The 16,441-nt window shown below is 71.2% G+C and carries 16 protein-coding genes; 10 read left to right on the top strand and 6 right to left on the bottom strand.

The window, feature by feature from the left end:
- Positions 1 to 74: 74 nt before the first annotated feature.
- From M3148_RS09435 to M3148_RS09420, 4 genes are all read left to right on the top strand, one after another.
- Positions 75 to 1,424, top strand: a complete 1,350-nt coding sequence (locus M3148_RS09435; protein WP_251304427.1) for an extracellular solute-binding protein — start codon at positions 75 to 77, stop codon at positions 1,422 to 1,424.
- 261 nt (positions 1,425 to 1,685) lie between these two features.
- On the top strand, positions 1,686 to 2,618 hold the full coding sequence (locus M3148_RS09430; RefSeq protein WP_251304426.1) for an LLM class F420-dependent oxidoreductase: 933 nt from the start codon (positions 1,686 to 1,688) through the stop codon (positions 2,616 to 2,618).
- A 26-nt stretch (positions 2,619 to 2,644) separates the two neighbouring features.
- Positions 2,645 to 3,682, top strand: coding sequence for an LLM class F420-dependent oxidoreductase (locus tag M3148_RS09425; protein WP_251304552.1), 1,038 nt, complete (start codon positions 2,645 to 2,647; stop codon positions 3,680 to 3,682).
- 100 nt (positions 3,683 to 3,782) lie between these two features.
- Positions 3,783 to 5,126, top strand: coding sequence for an MFS transporter (locus tag M3148_RS09420; RefSeq protein WP_251304425.1), 1,344 nt, complete (start codon positions 3,783 to 3,785; stop codon positions 5,124 to 5,126).
- Between the two features lies 1 nt (position 5,127).
- On the opposite strand, the gene M3148_RS09415 is transcribed toward M3148_RS09420, so the two are convergent.
- From M3148_RS09415 to nrdH, 6 genes are all read right to left on the bottom strand, one after another.
- Positions 5,128 to 6,018, bottom strand: a complete 891-nt coding sequence (locus M3148_RS09415) for a macrolide 2'-phosphotransferase (RefSeq protein ID WP_251304424.1) — start codon at positions 6,016 to 6,018, stop codon at positions 5,128 to 5,130.
- 204 nt (positions 6,019 to 6,222) lie between these two features.
- On the bottom strand, positions 6,223 to 7,062 hold the full coding sequence (locus M3148_RS09410; protein ID WP_251304423.1) for an SDR family oxidoreductase: 840 nt from the start codon (positions 7,060 to 7,062) through the stop codon (positions 6,223 to 6,225).
- 145 nt (positions 7,063 to 7,207) lie between these two features.
- Positions 7,208 to 8,179, bottom strand: a complete 972-nt coding sequence (gene nrdF / locus M3148_RS09405; protein ID WP_251304421.1) for a class 1b ribonucleoside-diphosphate reductase subunit beta — start codon at positions 8,177 to 8,179, stop codon at positions 7,208 to 7,210.
- Between the two features lie 52 nt (positions 8,180 to 8,231).
- Positions 8,232 to 10,355: a class 1b ribonucleoside-diphosphate reductase subunit alpha gene (gene nrdE, locus M3148_RS09400; protein ID WP_251304420.1), complete on the bottom strand. Its 2,124-nt coding sequence runs from the start codon at positions 10,353 to 10,355 to the stop codon at positions 8,232 to 8,234.
- Positions 10,352 to 10,768 (bottom strand): class Ib ribonucleoside-diphosphate reductase assembly flavoprotein NrdI, encoded by a 417-nt coding sequence (gene nrdI, locus M3148_RS09395; RefSeq protein WP_251304419.1) that lies wholly within the window; start codon positions 10,766 to 10,768, stop codon positions 10,352 to 10,354. The genes nrdE and nrdI overlap by 4 nt, the downstream gene beginning before the upstream one ends.
- Positions 10,769 to 10,863: 95 nt before the next feature.
- The gene (nrdH, locus tag M3148_RS09390; RefSeq protein ID WP_251304417.1) at positions 10,864 to 11,109 is read right to left on the bottom strand and encodes a glutaredoxin-like protein NrdH; all 246 of its coding nucleotides are present in this window, start codon (positions 11,107 to 11,109) and stop codon (positions 10,864 to 10,866) included.
- Between the two features lie 438 nt (positions 11,110 to 11,547).
- Between nrdH and M3148_RS09385 the strand changes: the two genes are divergently transcribed.
- The 6 genes from M3148_RS09385 to M3148_RS09360 all read left to right on the top strand — a co-directional run bounded on the left by M3148_RS09385 (position 11,548) and on the right by M3148_RS09360 (position 16,436).
- The gene (locus M3148_RS09385; protein ID WP_251304416.1) at positions 11,548 to 12,006 is read left to right on the top strand and encodes an S-ribosylhomocysteine lyase; all 459 of its coding nucleotides are present in this window, start codon (positions 11,548 to 11,550) and stop codon (positions 12,004 to 12,006) included.
- Positions 12,003 to 12,758: a 5'-methylthioadenosine/S-adenosylhomocysteine nucleosidase gene (gene mtnN / locus M3148_RS09380; protein WP_251304415.1), complete on the top strand. Its 756-nt coding sequence runs from the start codon at positions 12,003 to 12,005 to the stop codon at positions 12,756 to 12,758. Before M3148_RS09385 ends, mtnN begins: the two co-directional genes overlap by 4 nt.
- 89 nt (positions 12,759 to 12,847) lie before the next feature.
- Positions 12,848 to 13,321 (top strand): hypothetical protein, encoded by a 474-nt coding sequence (locus M3148_RS09375; protein ID WP_251304414.1) that lies wholly within the window; start codon positions 12,848 to 12,850, stop codon positions 13,319 to 13,321.
- A 162-nt stretch (positions 13,322 to 13,483) separates the two neighbouring features.
- Complete coding sequence (locus M3148_RS09370) at positions 13,484 to 15,184, top strand: carbon starvation CstA family protein (RefSeq protein WP_251304413.1); 1,701 nt, start codon at positions 13,484 to 13,486, stop codon at positions 15,182 to 15,184.
- Positions 15,181 to 15,456 carry a cory-CC-star protein gene (locus M3148_RS09365; RefSeq protein ID WP_251304412.1) on the top strand — a complete coding sequence of 92 codons (276 nt, stop codon included), beginning with the start codon at positions 15,181 to 15,183 and terminating at the stop codon, positions 15,454 to 15,456. The genes M3148_RS09370 and M3148_RS09365 overlap by 4 nt, the downstream gene beginning before the upstream one ends.
- Positions 15,447 to 16,436, top strand: coding sequence for an ArsA family ATPase (locus M3148_RS09360; protein WP_251304411.1), 990 nt, complete (start codon positions 15,447 to 15,449; stop codon positions 16,434 to 16,436). Before M3148_RS09365 ends, M3148_RS09360 begins: the two co-directional genes overlap by 10 nt.
- Positions 16,437 to 16,441 lie beyond the last annotated feature (5 nt).

Below are 16,441 nucleotides of genomic sequence, written 5' to 3'. Positions count from 1 at the left end.
TCATGAGTGCTTCCCCTTCGCGTATCGAACTGGTCATGCAACGCCCTGCGGGACGGGTAGCCTAGGCACGGACGATGCACTGGGAGGGCCTCATGGACCGCCGCGCGCGAGCCCGCGCAGGTGCCGCACTCGCGATTGCCGCGGTGATGGCGGCGTGCGGCGAGCCCGCGGGCGACGCCGCCGGTACCGACGCCACGGCCGGCCTGTCGACGGTGACCTTCCGCCTGTGGGACGACGCCGCGGCGGCCGCCTACCGCGAGTCCTTCGACGCGTTCAACGCCGTCCACCGCGACATCCACGTCGAGGTCGAGGTTGTGCCCGAGGCCGGCTACGCCGACCGCACCGCCTCCGACCTCTCCGACGGCACCATGGCGGACGTCTTCTGGACGACGAGCGACTCCGTCGCCGCCCTCGCCCACTCCGGTGAGGTCCTCGAGCTGCGCGAGACGCTCGGGGAGGACGTCGGTGACTGGGAACCGACCGTCACGGGGCTCTACACCCTCGACGACGGGCTGTGGGCCGTCCCCCAGCTGTGGGACTCCACCGTGCTCTTCTACAACACCGACCTCGTCGAGGAGGCTGGTGTCGACCCGGCCACCCTGACCTGGCACCCCGACGCCGTGCGCGAGAAGGCGCCCGCCGGTGGCGCCTCCGCGCCGGCCCTCGGCGACACGCTGCGCGAGGCGGTCCGCACCCTCACGCGGGACGAGGAGGGGCGGACGGCCACCGACAAGGACTTCAGCAAGGACGGCGTCGCCCAGTACGGGTTCACCACCGACCTCACCGCCCCGGCCGTCTGGCTGCCCTACCTCGCCCAGCTGGGCGCGGTCCCCACGACGGGCGACGACCTGTCCCTCACCAGCCCGGCGGCCCGCGACGCCTTCGGCTACCTCGCCGAGCTGCCCGCCGTCCCGCCCGCCCCCATCCCGGACCGCGAGCTCTTCACCAACGGGGACCTCGCCCTCTTCCAGGCGAGCTCCGCCGAGATGCGCCACCTCGCGGGGGCCACCGGGATCCGCTGGGGCGTGGCCTCCGTACCGAGTGGCCCGGACGGGAGGGTGTCCGTCGTCGACGGCGTGGGTGCGTCGGCCAACGCCGCCACCGAGAACCCGGACGCGACGGCCGAGGTGCTGCGCTGGCTCTCCTCGACCGACGGCCAGTCCGCGCTGGCCAGCCACGGTGTCGGGGTTCCGGCCGCCGCGGGCGCGCAGGACCTGTACCTCAGCTCCTGGTCCGACCGCGGCGTGGACGCCACCGCCGTCGTCGCCCCCGAGGCCGTCGTCACCGCCGCGAGCGGCCCGCGCGCGCGGGAGGTCCTCGAGGCGGTCCGACCGATCCTCGGGGAGATGTTCCGCGGTGACCGGCCCCTGACCGAGGCCCTCTCGGCGGCCCAGGCCACCGCCGAGCAGGCGCTCGGGTCCTGAGCGCGATATTCGCGTGACAGCGCTCCGGCGCCCTTCCTACCCTGGTGACCACACGGGAAAGGAGGTGGTCCGAGACATGATCTCTACTTGGACGCGTGAGGTGGCTGCCCGCTAGCAGTCCACGGACGGACCTACCGGTCCCCCGCCGACGGCGGCGGCAGTCACCGGCACCCGCGGGAGCCGTGGCTCGTCCACCACGGCACCCTGGCCAGGCCAGGAGCCCGCGGGTGCTCCCCTGTCCGGGCCTGGCAGGCTGTGCACATGGACCTTCGCATCTTCACCGAGCCCCAGCAGGGCGCCTCCTACGCCGACCAGCTCGCCATGGCGCAGCGCGCCGAGCAGCTGGGCTTCTCCGCCTTCTTCCGCTCCGACCACTACCTGCGCATGGGTGACGGCAGCCCGCTGCCCGGGCCGACGGACGCCTGGACCACCCTCGCCGGCCTCGCCCGGGAGACCTCGACCATCCGCCTCGGCACGCTGGTCACCTCCGCGACCTTCCGCCTCCCCGGCGTGCTCGCCATCCAGGTTGCCCAGGTGGACGAGATGTCCGGGGGCAGGGTCGAGCTGGGCCTGGGCACCGGCTGGTTCGCCGAGGAGCACCAGGCCTACGGGATCCCCTTCCCCGAGAAGCGCTTCGGCCTGCTCACCGAGCAGCTCGAGGTCATCACCGGCCTGTGGTCCACCCCGGTCGGCGAGACCTTCAACCACGACGGCGAGCACTACACGCTCGTCGACTCCCCCGCGCTGCCCAAGCCGGTCCAGGAGCGGGTGCCCGTCGTCGTCGGGGGCAACGGGCCGCGCCGCACCCCGGCCCTGGCCGCGCGCTTCGGCACCGAGTACAACCAGTCCTTCCCGGAGAAGAGCGCGATCGCCGCCCAGCGTGATCGTGTCCGCGCCGCCTGCGAGGCCGTGGACCGCGACCCGGACGAGCTCGTCTACTCCGTCGCGCTCGTCGCCTGTGTCGGCAGGGACGAGCAGGAGGTTTCCCGCCGCGCCGCGATCATCGGCCGTGAGCCGGAGGAGCTGCGTCGCAACGGCCTGGCCGGGACGCCGCAGGAGGTCGTCAACGGGATCGCCGCCCTCGCCGAGCAGGGCATCACTCGCGTCTACCTCCAGTGCCTCGACATGACCGACCTCGAGCACCTCGACCTCATCGCCTCCGAGGTCATGGCCCACGTGGGCACCACGGCATGAGCGCCGACGGCGCGCCCGGTCCCCCGCTGCGGGTGGGCCTGCACCTGGGCTACTGGTCCGCCGGCCCGCCGGCCGGGGCGGAGCGCGCCGTCGAGCTCGCCGAGGCCGCCGGCCTGGACTCCGTGTGGACCGCCGAGGCCTACGGCTCGGACGCGCTGACCCCGCTGGCGTGGTGGGGCGCGCGCACGACGCGCCTGCGGCTGGGCACCGGCATCGCCCAGCTCTCCGCGCGCACCCCGACGGCGACGGCGATGGCCGCCCTCACCCTCGACCACCTCTCCGGGGGCCGCTTCGTCCTCGGGCTGGGCGCCTCCGGGCCGCAGGTCGTCGAGGGCTGGTACGGCCAGCCCTACCCGCGCCCGCTCGAGCGGACCCGCGAGTACGTCGACGTCGTCCGGCAGGTGCTGCGGCGCCAGGCCCCGGTCGAGGTGGACGGCCGCCACTACCGCCTCCCGCTCGACGGCGAGGGGACCACGGGCGAGGGCAAGGCGCTGCGCCCCACCCTCCACCCGCTGCGGGCGGACCTGCCCATCCACCTCGCGGCGCAGGGGCCACGGAACGTCGCCCTTGCCGCCGAGATCGCCGACGGGTGGCTGCCCGCCTTCCACTCCCCCCGCCTGGACGGCTGGGCCCGTGAGCAGCTCGCCGCGGGCTTCGCGCGCCGCTCTGCCGACCTGCCGCCCGCGGACCGCTTCGAGGTCAACGTCAGCCTGCCGGTGGCAGCCGGGAGCGACGTCGAGGAGGCCGCGAACCTGCTCCGCCCGCACCTCGCGCTCTACGTCGGGGGCATGGGCTCGCAGCGGTCGAACTTCCACCGGGAGGCCGTCGAGCGGCTCGGCCACGAGGCCGCGTGCGCCGAGGTGGCCCGCCTGTGGGCCGCCGGTGACCGCGAGGGCGCCGCACGGGCCGTGCCCACCGAGCTCGTCCTCGACGTCGCGCTGGCCGGCCGGCCCGAGCAGCTGCGCGAGCAGCTCACCGCCTGGCAGGGCACGGTCGCCAGTGGCGTCCTCCTCCAGCTGCCGCCCGCCGCCGTCCCCGCAGTCGTGGAGGCCCTGACCGCCTGAGCTCAGCAAGGGCCGCTCGACCGCCCGACAGGGTTATGCTCTTCGCGAGTCGAAGTGCTACGCTCGCGCCGACACCCGCCCCTTCCTGGGAAGGCACGCCATGGCCCGGCCCGCCGCCGACACCTCCGTCCAGCAGTCGCTCACCCGCGCCGAGCGGCTCGATCGGCTGCCGTTCACCAGCGCCCACCGCAAGCTCCTCGGCGGCTCCGGCGTCGGCTGGGCCCTGGACGCCATGGACGTCGGGCTTATCTCCTTCGTCATCGCCGCCCTCGGGCAGGAGTGGGGGCTGACCGACGGGCAGAAGTCCTGGATCCTCTCCGTCGGCTTCGTCGGCATGGCGATCGGCGCGAGCGTCGGCGGCCTCCTCGCCGACCGGATCGGACGCCGGCAGGTCTTCGCGCTCACCCTGCTCGTCTACGGGCTGGCCACCGGGGCCTCGGCCCTCGTGACCGGCGTCGGCGCCCTCATCGTGCTCCGCTTCCTCGTGGGCCTGGGCCTGGGCGCGGAGCTGCCCGTCGCCTCGACGCTCGTCAGTGAGTACGCCCCGAAGCGGATCCGGGGGCGCGTCGTCGTCGTCCTGGAGGCGTTCTGGGCGGTCGGCTGGATCGCGGCGGCCCTCATCGGCTACTTCGTCGTCCCCGGCGAGAACGGGTGGCGGTGGGCCTTCGTCATCGGGATGGTCCCGGCCGTGTACGCGATCTACGTCCGCATGCGGCTGCCCGAGTCGGTGCGTTTCCTCGAGCGCAAGGGGCGCGTCGCGGAGGCGGAGGCCGCCGTGCGCGTCTACGAGGACGCCGCCGGTCAGGCGCCGGTCCCTTCCCCCACCGTCGCCGAGGAGACCGTCGCCCCGCACTGGCGCGAGCTGTGGTCCGGGCGATTCCGCCGCCGCACCGCGGCGCTGTGGGTCGTGTGGTTCGGGGTCAACTTCGCCTACTACGGGGCCTTCAGCTGGCTGCCGTCGCTGCTCGTGGACCAGGGCTTCTCGCTCGTGCGCTCCTTCGAGTACACGCTCATCATCACCCTGGCCCAGCTGCCCGGGTACGCACTGGCCGCCTGGCTCATCGAGAGGTGGGGGCGCCGTTCCACCCTCGCCACCTTCCTCGCCGCCTCGGCCGTCGCCGCCGTCCTCTTCGGACAGGCGACCACCGTGCCGACGATCATCGCCGCAGGAATGGCACTGTCGGCCTTCAACCTCGGCGCGTGGGGCGCCCTGTACGCGGTGAGCCCGGAGATCTACCCGACGGCGCTGCGCGGCACCGGGTCGGGCAGCGCCGCCGCCTTCGGCCGGCTCGCCTCGATCGCCGCGCCGCTGACCGTCCCCCTGCTCCTCGCGGCGGGCGGCTCCGGGCTCACCTTCGCCACCTTCGGCGTCGCATTCGTCGTCGCGATGATCGGGGCGCTGTTCCTGCCCGAGCTCCGCGGCGCGGCGCTCGAGGAGGAGTAGCTCACACCGTGCCGAGCTGCGCCTGCGCCGCCTCGCGGTGCTCGGGCCGGCCGGTGCTCAGCGCGTAGACCCCGTACCCCACCGGGCCCGCCGCCATGAGGGCGGCGCACCGGTCGGCGAGACGCGGCCCGACGTCGCGCCCTCCCGCAGCCGTGTAGGCGCGCAGCGTCACGGCGAAGGCCTCCGGCGTGGCGAAGGCGTGCTGGTACATGAAGTCCCGGGCCGGGTCGTCGCCGCGCGCGGTGGTCCAGTCCAGAACTCCGGTGATGGCCTCGTCCTGGTCGATGAGGACGTGTGCCGGGTAGAGCTCGCCGTGCGTGAAGGCCGTGGCCTCCGGCCACAGCTCGTCGTCCTCCAGCCAGGAGTGCAGCCGTTCGAGCAGCGCCGGATGGACGTCGAACGTGCCGGCCACCCGCGCGACGTCGGCCCGCCACGACTCGCGCACCGCCTCGGGGCTGCGCACCTCCACGCCGAGCTCGCGCACCTCGGCGAGCGGGACGGCGTGGAGCACGGCGAGCAGCGAGCCCAGCTCAGCGGCGTAGCGCTCGGACGCCGGGTCCACGAACCACGTCACGTCCTCGCCCGTGAGGGTGAGGCCCGGACGGCCCGGGAGGAGGGGGTAGGCGATGAGATCGTCGGACATGACGCGCCACTCGGGCACGGCGATGTCGCTCAGGTAGCGGGACGCCAGCGCCAGGGCCGCCTCCTCCTGCCGCAGCGTCTCGCGCATGCCAGGCCGCCGCGGGACACGGAGCACCCAGTCACGGCCGTGGACGTCGGTCGCGTACGCGACCCGGAAGTCGAGCCCGGCGTCGTTGTGGCTCAGTGACGCCGGGTCGAGCCGGAGACCGTGACGGGCTGCTCGCGCTACGAGCTCCTCGTCACCACCCATACCCCCACTGTGACAGCGGCCTCACCGACGCGCACACGGAGCCGCGTGACACGGCGAGCCGACGACCGAGGCGACCCGCCGCGCGAGGATCGTCTTGCCGGCGCCCGACACCCCCGCCACCAGCACGCGGTGCGGGCGGCGAGGGAGGGGGTCGTCGTGGCGCAGCACGCGCGGAATGCGACGCGGCGCGCTGCCCGGGCGAGGCTACTCCGTGGCGCCGACCATGAGCTGCCCGAAGTACTCCCCGACCCTGGCGTCCGCCCAGCCCCAGGCGTCCTCCCCGCGGAGGACAACGTCGGCGCCACCGTCGCAGTAGATGGTCTGGCCGGCGCAGTGGCTGTTCTCCACCGAGGTCAGCCAGATGCAGAGGTTGGCGATCGACTCCGGCGGCTGGTGGTAGTTCAGCGGCATCGGCACGACGGCGTCGACGAAGGCGAGCGACTCGGGCGTCGCCCGCAGCTCCTCGGTCATCGGCGTGGTGACGACGCCCGGGCCGACGGCGTTGAGCGGGATCCCCGCGCCGGCCCACTCCTGGGTGACCGACTGGGCGCGGACCCAGCGGGAGACCGCCCGCTTGGAGGAGCCGTAGATGAGGTTGCCGGTCTGCGGGTCGGCGGCCAGCTGCTCGGCGATCTGCCGGGCGGTGGCCTCGTCCCCGTCGAGCAGCGCCTCGACGAGCGGCGGGTAGTTCGGCTGCAACGAGGACATCGAGCTGACGACGACGGCCCGCGGCGCGTCGGCCTGCGCCAGCGTGGGCTGCAGCGCGGTGAGGAACTCGGTGACGCCGTAGTAGTTGACCGACACGGTGAGCGCGCTGGGGAGGGAGACACCGGCGGAGGCGATGACGGCGTCGATCTTCCCGCCGGTCGCCTCGAGCACAGCGGCGACCGCCTCCCGGCGCCCGGCGGGCGTGGCGAGGTCCGCCGTGACGTCCGAGCCGCGCAGGTCGACCCCCACGACGGTCGCTCCGGCCTCACGCAGCAGTCGTGCCGCGGCGGCGCCGATGCCTGAGCCGGCGCCGGTGATGACGTAGGTGCGTGCCATGGGATCCTCCGATGTTCGGTGTGGTCCCCACTCTTCCTGACGGAGGACCCCCGAACGACGGTCGAAGGTCCCGCGCATCCCCGCACAACGCCGAGACCTGGACTGCGCGGGTGCGCAGTCCAGCTCTCGGTGTACGGGCTTGGAGCTAGAAGTCCCAGTCGTCGTCCTCGGTGTCGACAGCCTTGCCGATGACGTAGCTGGACCCGGAGCCGGAGAAGAAGTCGTGGTTCTCGTCGGCGTTGGGGCTCAGCGAGGAGAGGATCGCCGGGTTGACGTTGGTCTGGTCCTTGGGGAACAGGCCCTCGTAGCCGAGGTTCATCAGCGCCTTGTTCGCGTTGTAGCGCAGGAAGGCGTTGACGTCCTCGGTGAGGCCGAGGGGGCCGTAGAGGTCCTCGGTGTACTGCTCCTCGTTGTCGTAGAGCTCCAGCAGCAGCTCGAAGGTGTAGTCCTTGAGCTCCTGGCGACGCTCCGGGGAGGCCGTCTCGATGGCCTTCTGGAACTTGTAGCCGATGTAGTACCCGTGCACGGCCTCGTCGCGGATGATGAGGCGGATGAGGTCGGCCGTGTTGGTGAGCTTGGCCCGCGAGGACCAGTACATCGGGGCGTAGAAGCCCGAGTAGAAGAGGAACGACTCGAGCATCACCGAGGCAACCTTGCGCTTCTCGGGGTCGTCGCCGCGGTAGTACTCCATGATGATCGCGGCCTTGCGCTGGAGGTGCTCGTTCTCCTCTGACCACGCGAAGGCGCCGTCGATCTCCCGCGTCGAGATGAGCGTGGAGAAGATCGAGGAGTAGCTCTTCGCGTGCACCGACTCCATGAAGGCGATGTTCGTGTACACCGCCTCCTCGTGGGGCGTGACGGCGTCGGGGATGAGGCTGACCGCGCCGACCGTGCCCTGGATGGTGTCGAGCAGCGTGAGCCCGGTGAAGACCCGGGTGGTCATCGTCTGCTCCGCCTCGTTGAGGGTGTTCCACGACTGGATGTCGTTGGACAGCGGAACCTTCTCGGGCAGCCAGAAGTTCCCGGTCAGGCGGTCCCAGACCTCGACGTCCTTCTCGTCCTGGACACGGTTCCAGTTGATGGCCTGGACCCGGTCGACGAGCTTGAGCTTCTCCACGGTGCTTCGTCTCTCTCTGTGTCTCGTTGCGGGGCGGTCAGCGTCCGTATTGCTACAACGTGCAGCTGACGCAGCCCTCCACCTCGGTGCCCTCGAGCGCCATCTGCCGCAGGCGGATGTAGTAGAGCGTCTTGATGCCCTTGCGCCAGGCGTAGATCTGCGCCCTGTTGAGATCGCGGGTGGTCACGGTGTCCTTGAAGAAGAGCGTCAGCGACAGGCCCTGGTCCACGTGCTGCGTGGCCGCGGCGTAGGTGTCGATGATCTTCTCGGGGCCGATCTCGTACGCGTCCTCGTAGTACTCGAGGTTGTCGTTGGTCATGTAGGGCGCGGGGTAGTACACGCGCCCGAGCTTGCCCTCCTTGCGGATCTCGACCTTCGACACGATCGGGTGGATCGAGGAGGTCGAGTTGTTGATGTAGGAGATCGAGCCGGTGGGCGGGACGGCCTGGAGGTTCTGGTTGTACAGACCGTGCTCCTTGACCGAGGCGGCCAGCGCGCGCCAGTCCTCCTGCGTGGGGATGTGGACGCCGGCGAAGAGCTCGCGCACCCGCTCGGTCTGCGGCACCCACTCCTGCTCGGTGTACTTGGTGAAGAACTCACCGCTCGCGTAGGTGGAGCGCTCGAAGCCCGCAAAGGACCGGCCCCGCTCGATCGCCAGCGTGTTCGACGCGCTGATCGCGTGGAAGGCCACCGTGTAGAAGTAGATGTTGGTGAAGTCGATGCCCTCCTCCGAGCCGTAGTGCACCCGCTCGCGGGCGAGGTAGCCGTGGAGGTTCATCTGGCCCAGACCGATGGCGTGGGACTCGTCGTTGCCCTTCTGGATCGAGGGCACCGAGGTGATGTGCGTCTGGTCGGAGACCGCCGTCAGCGCACGGACCGCCGTGCCGATCGTCTTGCCCAGGTCCGGGGAGTCCATCGCCTTGGCGATGTTGAGCGAGCCGAGGTTGCACGAGATGTCCTTGCCGACCTCCGCGTAGGAGAGGTCGTCGTTGTACGACGACGGCGTGGACACCTGGAGGATCTCCGAGCACAGGTTCGACATGCTGATCCGGCCGTCGATGGGGTTCGCGGCGTTGACCGTGTCCTCGAACATCACGTACGGGTAGCCCGACTCGAACTGGATCTCGGCGATCGTCTGGAAGAAGTCACGCGCCTTGATCGACGTCTTCTTGATGCGGTCGTCGGACACCATCTCGTCGTACTTCTCCGTCACGCTGATCTCGGAGAAGGGAACCCCGTAGACCCGCTCGACGTCGTAGGGCGAGAACAGGTACATGTCGGCGTTCGTCTTGGCGAGCTCGAAGGTGATGTCAGGGACGACGACGCCGAGCGAGAGGGTCTTGATGCGGATCTTCTCGTCCGCGTTCTCCCGCTTGGTGTCGAGGAACTTCATGATGTCGGGGTGGTGGGCGTTGAGGTAGACGGCACCGGCACCCTGACGTGCCCCGAGCTGGTTGGCGTAGGAGAAGGAGTCCTCGAGGAGCTTCATCACAGGGATGACACCGGAGGACTGGTTCTGGATGCGCTTGATCGGCGCGCCCGCCTCACGGAGGTTGGTCAAGGAGAGGGCAACCCCGCCGCCACGCTTGGACAGCTGCAGCGCGGAGTTGATGCCGCGGGCGATCGACTCCATGTTGTCCTCGGTGCGCAGGAGGAAGCAGGAGACGAGCTCACCGCGCGAGGACTTGCCGGCGTTGAGGAAGGTCGGCGTGGCCGGCTGGAACCGTCCGGAGATGACCTCCTCGACGATGTCGAGCGCCACCTGCTCGTCCCCGGCCGCGAGGGCGAGGGCCACCATGACGACGCGGTCCTCGAAGCGCTCGAGGTAGGACTTCCCGTCGAAGCTCTTGAGCGTGTAGGAGGTGTAGTACTTGAAGGCGCCGAGGAAGGACTCGAAGCGGAAGTCGAGGGAGTCGGCGAACTGCCAGACCTGGTCCAGGAACTCCGGGGAGTACTGCTCGAGCACCTCCTTCTCGTAGTAGCCCTCCTCGACGAGGTAGCGCAGGCGCTCCGCGACGCTGGGGAAGGTGACGGTGCTCGGCTCCACGTGCTGACGGAAGTAGGCGTCGACGGCCTGCCTGTCGGCGTCGAACTGGATGTTCCCGTCGGCGTCGTAGAGGTTGAGCATCGCGTTGAGGGCGTGGTAGTCGAGCTCCGGCGCCGCGCCCTGCGTCATGCCGATATCAGTGACCGTTGCTGCCAAAACTGTCCCAATCCCTCATGGACGCGCGAGACGTCCTCTGCTGTTCCGAGTAGTTCGAACCTGTACAGGTAGGGCACCTGGAGCTTCGCGGCGATGACGTCACCGGCGAGGCAGTAGGCGGTGCCGAAGTTCGTGTTCCCTGCCGCGATGACCGCGCGGCACAGCCCGCGGTTGTCGGCGTCGTTGAGGAACTTGATGACCTGGCGGGGCACTGCCCCGCGCTGGTTGCCGCCCCCGTAGGTCGGCACGATGAGCACGTACTCCTCATCCACGGTGAGGAAGGGCTCCGTCGGCCGCAGCGGGATGCGGTGCGCCTCCAGTCCCAGCCGCTCCATGAAGCGGTGCGTGGTCTGGGAGGCCGACGAGAAGTAGACGAGGTTTCCCATGTCACCCCCTCGGGAGTTGGTTGCGTCACCGGGCCGGGGCCCGGCTGGTCTCGGCCGGGTCGCCGGGTGAGGGCGACCCGGCCGAAGTTCGTGGGTCAGACCGCGACGGAGGCGGCCTGCGCCGCCAGCGCCTTGATCTTGTCGGGCCGGAAGCCCGACCAGTGGTCGCCGTCGGCGAAGACCACAGGAGCCTGCTGGTAGCCGAGCGCCTTGACGGTCTCGAGCGCCTCGGCGTCGGTGGAGATGTCGACGACCTCGTACTCCAGCCCCTGCTTGTTCAGCGCGCGGTAGGTGGCGTCGCACTGCACACAGGACGGCTTGCTGAAGACGGTGACACTCATCGGAGGATCTCCCCTCGGTTGCGATTCCCCGCCGGCGGAGGCGATGGAACGACAGACGTGTAGTTCTCTGGACGACTGGGCACGACACTACACCTAGTGGTCCGGCTTCGGAACAACCCCAAGGTGTTGTGTCGGCGAGTCGTGTTTTCGGCGTGTCATCCACAGCCTGCCGGGGTTTCTGTGCATGACGGTCCTCTCCCTGGGGACGGCCTGTGGAGGCCGTCGCGCCGCCTCGTCGGGCCCTGTCCCCACCATCCCACCGAGCACTGACATCCCCGGCGCCCGCTGTGTGTGCACACCCGCTCCCGGCGTGTCGTCCACAGGTGGTGGACAGGCCTGGGGACAGCCGGCGAGATTGCCGTCAGGGCCGCGGCGGGTGGCGCAACCCACACGCACCTGCCGGAGACAGGCCCAGAGCCATCGCCCATGATGGGAAGCGTGCGGAAGATGAACGTCGAAAGCTTCAACCTCGACCACCGAGCGGTGAAGGCGCCCTACGTGCGCGTGGCGGACGCCAAGACGCTGCCGGGCGGTGACACGCTCACCAAGTTCGACGTCCGCTTCTGCCAGCCGAACGTCGCCCACCTCGAGATGCCGGTCGTGCACTCCCTCGAGCACCTCATGGCCGAGCACATGCGCAGCCACACCGACGCCGTCGTCGACATCTCCCCCATGGGCTGCCAGACCGGCTTCTACGCCCTCCTCCTGGAGACCGACCTGCCCGCCTTCCTCCCCCTGCTCGAGGCGACGCTCCGCGACGTCCTCGGTGCCGTGGAGGTGCCCGCCGCCAACGAGGTCCAGTGCGGCTGGGGCGCCAGCCACGACCTTGACGGCGCGCAAGCGGAGGCCCGCGAGTTCCTCGACCGGCGCGACGAGTGGGAGCAGGTCCAGGCATGAGCGAGCTCTTCGGCTTCCCGGTCGCTCCCGGTGCGCCCCTCACCGCCCCGCTCGCGACCGTCGACGCCGTCGTCGTCGCCGCCATGGACACGGAGATCGCACCCTACGAGCAGCGCGCGGAGAGCCTGGCCCACCAGCGGCACGTCGGGATGGCGCGGTCCGTCATCGCGACCATCGGCGGACGCCAGCTCCTCCTCATCCGCTCGGGCATCGGCGGCGTCAACGCCGCGACGGCGACGGCCCTGGCCGTCCACGCCGTGCGGACCCCGCTCGTCGTCTCGACCGGGTCCGCCGGCGGCCTCGCCGACGGCGTGCGGGTGGGTGACGTCGTCGTCGGTGACGAGCACGCCTACGCCGGGGCCGACGCGACCGCCTTCGGCTACGCCCTCGGCCAGATGCCGGGCATGCCCGCCACGTACCCGGCGATCGACACCCTCGTCGACCGTGCGCGGCACCGTCCCGGCGTGCTCGTCGGCGCGATGATCTCCGGCGACTCCTTCGTCGACGGCCGCACCGTCGACGCGCACCGGGTGACGTTCCCACGAGCGCTCACGGCGGACATGGAGACCACGGCCATCGCCCAGGTCTGCTACTCCTTCGGCATCCCCTACCTCGCGGTGCGGGGCGTGTCCGACCTGTGCGGCCCCACCGCCGGTGACGACTTCCGTCTCGCCGTCGACGACGTCGCCGCCCTTGCCGCCGACGTCGTCCTCGACCTCCTCGACGTGCCCGCCCCCGTCCTCAACGGCTGAGCCGCCGGCGCACCCCGGCGAGAGCCGGCCCGCTTCCGGAGCAGCTCGGCTCTCGCCGGCAGGGGCGGGGCCGATCGTAGGATCGAACCGTGCTCACCTCCTGGTCCGCCCTGCTGCCGGTCATCGGCGTCATCGTCGTGCTCGGGGCTGGCGTGGCGGTGGTCGTCGTCCTCCTCGTGCGCCGCAGCGCCCGCCCCGTGGAGCGAGGGCCCGTCGCCGCGCCCGGCCAGGCGGAGCGCAACACGAGCGCCGGGCGTCTCGTCCACGAGCTCGACGATGCCGTCGCCCGGGCCGGCACATCCCTGCACTTCGCCCGGCTCCAGCTCTCCTCCGCCGCGCCGGACGAGCTGGCGGCCGCCGTCGAGGAGGCGCGGGCGAGCTCCGCGACCCTGGCCGCGACGCTGGCCGCCACCCGTGACGGCGCGGCGCACGGCCCGGCGGGCACGGAGGTCGCCGGGCGCCTCACCACCGCGCTCGGCCGCGCGGAGGCCGCGCGCGTCCGCCTCGACGCCGCGGAGACGCGGGTGGTGGAGGAGACCCGGCTGCTGGACCCGCCCCGCTGACTCTCCCGGTGCCGCTCCGGGCATCGACCTCGGCACACCTGACGCCACGCCGCCCAACGATGTCCGCGGGCCTCACCACAGCCGCTATGGTGATCTGGATCACGGCCGGCGGCGGGGCGCCCGCAGGCTCCACCGGTCGTCAACGACGAAGATCGGAGCGACGTGAACTCAGTGCTGCTCGCCGCCATCGGCATCGCCATGGTCCTCGCCGGGTACTTCCTCTACTCCACGTACCTCGGCAGCAAGGTCTACCGGCTGAGCGCCCACTTCCGCACGCCCGCCCACGAGCTCCAGGACGGCGTCGACTTCGTCCCGACGAACAAGTACGTCCTGTGGGGGCACCACTTCACCTCGGTCGCCGGGGCCGCCCCGATCGTCGGGCCGGCCGTCGCCGTCATCTGGGGCTGGCTGCCCGCCTTCCTCTGGGTCACCCTCGGCACCGTGTTCTTCGCCGGCATGCACGACCTCGGTGCCCTGTGGGCCTCCGTCCGCAGCCGCGGCCAGTCCATCGGCACCCTGTCCGGGCGCTACATCGGCGCGCGCGGCCGCAACCTCTTCCTCGTCGTCATCTTCCTGCTCCTGCTCATGGTCAACGCAGCCTTCGCCGTCGTCATCTCCGGCCTGCTCGTCAGCACCCCGACCTCCGTCATCCCTGTCTGGGGCGCCATCCTCGTCGCACTCGTCGTCGGGCAGGCGATCTACCGGTGGAAGCTCAACCTCGTCGCCGTCTCCGTCATCGGCGTCGTGGCGCTCTACGCGCTCATCGTCCTGGGCGACAGCGTCCCCGTCGTCCTTCCCGACACCGTCCTCGGGCTGTCGGCGGAGGCCTTCTGGGTCGTCGTCCTCTTCCTCTACGCCGGCGTCGCCTCCGTCCTGCCGGTGTGGGTGCTGCTCCAACCGCGCGACTACATCAACGGGCTCCAGCTCTTCGTGGGCCTGGGGATCCTCTACCTCTCCGTGTTCATCGCATCCCCAGACTTCGTCGCCCCCGCGTTCAACAACAACGTCCCGGAGGGGACGCCGAGCCTCGTCCCGCTGCTCTTCGTCACGATCGCGTGCGGTGCCATCTCCGGCTTCCACGGCATCGTCTCCTCCGGTACGAGCGCCAAGCAGCTGGACAAGGAGACCGACGCCCGCTTCGTCGGGTACTTCGGCGCCGTGGGTGAGGGCCTGCTCGCGCTCGGCTCGATCATCGCCGCGACCGCCGGCTACCGGACCCTGGCGGACTGGGAGGCGGTCTACTCCGCCTTCAACCAGGGAGGGGTCGCCGCCTTCGTCGAGGGCGGCGGAAACATCATGAACGCCGGGCTCGGCATCCCGGCCTCGCTCAGCGCGACGATCCTTGCCACCATGGCGGTCCTCTTCGCGGCGACGACGATGGACACGGGCATCAGACTGCAGCGCTTCGTCGTCCAGGAGTCCCTGGAGCTGGCGGGCCTGCGGCTGGGCAAGGGGATCGCCACGGTGATCGTCCTCGTCGTCGGCATGGGGCTGGCCTTCGGTGCGGGGGCCGACGGCTCCGGCGGCATGGTGATCTGGCCGCTCTTCGGCACGACGAACCAGCTGCTCGCCGGCCTCACGCTGTCGATCGTCGCCGTCATCCTGCTGCGCCAGCGCCGACCGGTGCTGCCTGTGCTCATCCCGCTCGTCTTCGTCATGGTGATGTCGCTGTTCGCCGCGATCGTCCAGGTCAGGACCTTCTACACCAGTGAGAACTGGCTCCTGCTCGTCCTCGACGTCATCATCATCGTCGCGGCCATCTGGGTGATCCTCGAGGCGACCATCGCGATGACCAAGGCACGCAAGTCCCCGCCCGAGATCGACGACGAGAGCCTCGCGGTGCAGACCAGCGTAGACGGGTGAGCGAGCACCCCGCCCGCCCGCCCGCGCGGGTCCGCCTCGCGGCAGGCCTGCGCGAGCTCTACGTCGGCCCGTACCGGCGCACCTTCGCCCGCGCGCAGCGCGACGAGGACGACCTCTTCATGATGATCGTCCTCGCCGAGGCGCTCGGCGTGCCCAACCCCGCGAGCTACTACACCGTGGAGCTGCTGCCCGTCATGTACGACCGCTTCCACGACTGGCACCGCCGCATGGGCATGGACCGCTCGCCGCTGGACCACCTCTCGTGCTGCTAGAGCTGGCCGCGCGGCGCCAGGTGCTGTTCGTCGGCGGCAAGGGCGGGGTGGGGAAGACGGCCGTCGCCTCCGCCGTCGCCCTCGCGCAGGCACGGGCGGGGCGGCGGGTGCTTGTCGTGTCCACCGACCCGGCCCACAACCTCGGGCACCTGTGGCAGCGGACCGTCGGTGACGCCGTCGTCCCCCTCGCCGACAGGCTCGACGGGCTGGAGATCGACCCGGCGAGGACGACCGATGAGCACCTTGCCGCCGTCGGGCACACCATGCGTCGCCTCATGCCCGAGCACCTGTCCGGGGAGGTGACCAAGCACCTCGAGCTCGCGCGGGACGCCCCCGGGACGCACGAGGCCGCCGTCCTCGAGCGGATCGCCGAGGTCCTCGAGGAGCCGCAGCACGACCTCGTCGTCTTCGACACCGCGCCGTCCGGCCACACCGCCCGCCTCATGACGCTGCCCGAGACGATGTCCGCGTGGACCGAGGGACTGCTGCGGCGGCAGGACCGCTCCGCCCGCTTCGGGGCGGCGATGAGGGCGATGGACGACGACGGCGCAGCGGCGGCCGTCGTCGGCACCGGGCGGCGGCGGGACCGCCGGGAGGACCGCGACCAGGAGATCCGGCGGATCCTCCTGCGCCGCCGGACCCGTTTCACCGCACTGCGGGACCTGCTGGCCGACGGAGACCGCACCGCCTTCGTCATCGTGCTCGCCGCCGAACGGCTCCCGGCCCTGGAGACGGTCGAGCTCTACGGGAAGCTGCTGCGCTCCGGCGTCGAGGTCGGAGCGCTCGTCGTCAACAAGCGCTCCCCCGCGGACCGGGGCGACTTCCTCGCCCGGCGGCACGCGCAGGAGGAGGTGCACCTGGACACCGTCCGCGCCGCGCTGCCGCACGTCCCGCTCGTGCAGCTGCCCCTGCTGGCCGAGGACGTCGTCGGGGAGCTTGCGCTCGAGCGCTTCGCCGCGGAGATCGCCCGCGCCCGCTGAACCGG

The sequence above is a fragment of the Georgenia satyanarayanai genome, from assembly GCF_023715365.1.
GTDB classification, from domain to species: domain Bacteria; phylum Actinomycetota; class Actinomycetes; order Actinomycetales; family Actinomycetaceae; genus Oceanitalea; species Oceanitalea satyanarayanai_B.
Note: the sequence above shows the minus strand (reverse complement) of the source record. Positions and strands in the feature narration are given on the sequence as shown.

Excerpts from the sequence above, each read along its gene's own strand:
- M3148_RS09415 (WP_251304424.1), bottom strand. The coding sequence starts at position 6,018 with ATGGGTGGTGACGAGGAGCTCGTAGCGCGAGCAGCCCGTCACGGTCTC.
- nrdE (WP_251304420.1), bottom strand. The coding sequence starts at position 10,355 with ATGACGCAGGGCGCGGCGCCGGAGCTCGACTACCACGCCCTCAACGCG.
- nrdI (WP_251304419.1), bottom strand. The coding sequence starts at position 10,768 with ATGGGAAACCTCGTCTACTTCTCGTCGGCCTCCCAGACCACGCACCGC.
- M3148_RS09430 (WP_251304426.1), top strand. The coding sequence starts at position 1,686 with ATGGACCTTCGCATCTTCACCGAGCCCCAGCAGGGCGCCTCCTACGCC.
- M3148_RS09410 (WP_251304423.1), bottom strand. The coding sequence starts at position 7,062 with ATGGCACGCACCTACGTCATCACCGGCGCCGGCTCAGGCATCGGCGCC.
- mtnN (WP_251304415.1), top strand. The coding sequence starts at position 12,003 with ATGAGCGAGCTCTTCGGCTTCCCGGTCGCTCCCGGTGCGCCCCTCACC.
- M3148_RS09420 (WP_251304425.1), top strand. The coding sequence starts at position 3,783 with ATGGCCCGGCCCGCCGCCGACACCTCCGTCCAGCAGTCGCTCACCCGC.
- nrdH (WP_251304417.1), bottom strand. The coding sequence starts at position 11,109 with ATGAGTGTCACCGTCTTCAGCAAGCCGTCCTGTGTGCAGTGCGACGCC.
- M3148_RS09435 (WP_251304427.1), top strand. The coding sequence starts at position 75 with ATGCACTGGGAGGGCCTCATGGACCGCCGCGCGCGAGCCCGCGCAGGT.